This is a genomic window from Pseudoalteromonas sp. TAB23 (genome assembly GCF_000498075.1).
Classification (GTDB): domain Bacteria; phylum Pseudomonadota; class Gammaproteobacteria; order Enterobacterales; family Alteromonadaceae; genus Pseudoalteromonas; species Pseudoalteromonas arctica.
This window is the reverse complement of record NZ_AUTP01000156.1, coordinates 1-1497: the sequence shown is the minus strand read 5'-3', so window position 1 is coordinate 1497 and position 1497 is coordinate 1. Positions and strand designations below refer to the sequence as shown.

The following is a 1497-nucleotide window of genomic DNA, read 5'->3' as shown; positions in this document are numbered from 1 at the left end:
AGCCGTAGAAGCAGGCGTTGGCACACCAGATATATATCCAAATGCAGGTTACAGCACAAGCGATGTAGCAGCAGCCATCGTTTCACGCATTTAATAACATAGTAAAGTTGCAGCACCGTTATGCTGCAACTCAAACAGATTAGGGAATTAGCAAGTGGCCCAAACGTTATACGAAAAAATTTGGCAAGCACACACCGTTGCCAGCATAAACGAGCAAACCGACTTACTTTATATTGACCGCCATTTAGTGCACGAGGTGACTTCTCCGCAGGCTTTTGCAGGTCTACGTGAAAAAAACCGTACTGTACGTTGCCCAGAAAAAACCTTTGCAACGATGGATCATAACGTATCGACTAAAAGCCGATCACTTGATGCCGCAAGCGAAGTATCTAAAAACCAATTAATGGCGCTTGATAAAAACTGTAAAGAGTTTGGTATTGTACTTTACGATTTAAACTCAATTAACCAAGGCATTGTCCATGTAATGGGCCCAGAGCAAGGCATTACTTTGCCAGGCACAACCATTGTATGTGGCGATAGCCATACTTCTACACATGGTGCGTTTGGCGCATTAGCGCATGGTATTGGTACGTCTGAGGTTGAGCACGTATTAGCAACGCAAACGCTACAGCAAAAAAAGGCGAAATCGTTAAAAATTCAAATTAACGGTGTATTGCGTCCAACGGTTACGGCTAAAGATTTAATTATGGCGGTAATTGGCAAGTTAGGTACCGCTGGTGGCACAGGTTATGTAGCAGAGTTTTGTGGTGCAGGCATTGAAGCGCTTTCAATGGAAGCCCGTATGACGCTATGTAATATGAGCATAGAAATGGGTGCAAAAGCGGGTTTAATTGCATCTGACCAAATTACTTATGATTACTTAAAAGGTCGTCCGTTTGCACCAAAAGGCGCAGATTTTGATGCAGCCGTTGAATATTGGGAAACATTAAAAACAGATGAAGGCGCACACTTTGATTTAGTTGTTGAGCTAAATGCTGACGACATTCAACCGCAAATTACCTGGGGCACAAGCCCAGAGCAAGTAATTGGTGTTGATGAGTGCATACCCGATCCAGATAAAGAGCCAGATTTAATTAAAGCCGATGCTATTCGCAGCGCACTTAAATACATGGACTTAAAAGCGGGCGATAAATTATCAAGCGCGAAAGTAGACACGGTATTTATTGGCTCATGTACAAATAGCCGCATTGAAGACTTGCGCGCTGCTGCAAAAATTGTAGAAGGCAAACAGGTTGTAGCCGGCATAGAGGCGTTAATTGTACCGGGCTCTGGCTTAGTTAAAAAACAAGNCGAAGACGAAGGCTTAGCTGATATTTTTAAAGCCGCTGGCTTTGAATGGCGCGAACCGGGTTGTTCTATGTGTTTAGCGATGAACGATGACCGCCTAGGAGCAGGCAAGCGTTGTGCATCTACTTCTAACCGTAACTTTGAGGGTCGCCAAGGTCGTGGTGGGCGTACCCATTTAGTTAGTCCCGC

At 44.4% G+C, this 1497-nt stretch carries 1 protein-coding gene; it reads left to right on the top strand.

The genetic code is table 11. The features are described 5' to 3' along the window. Nucleotides 1–154 precede the first annotated feature (154 nt). Nucleotides 155–1497 (top strand): 3-isopropylmalate dehydratase large subunit (gene leuC, locus L654_RS0106380; RefSeq protein WP_024607597.1); only part of this gene is annotated, 1343 nt, incomplete at its 3' end.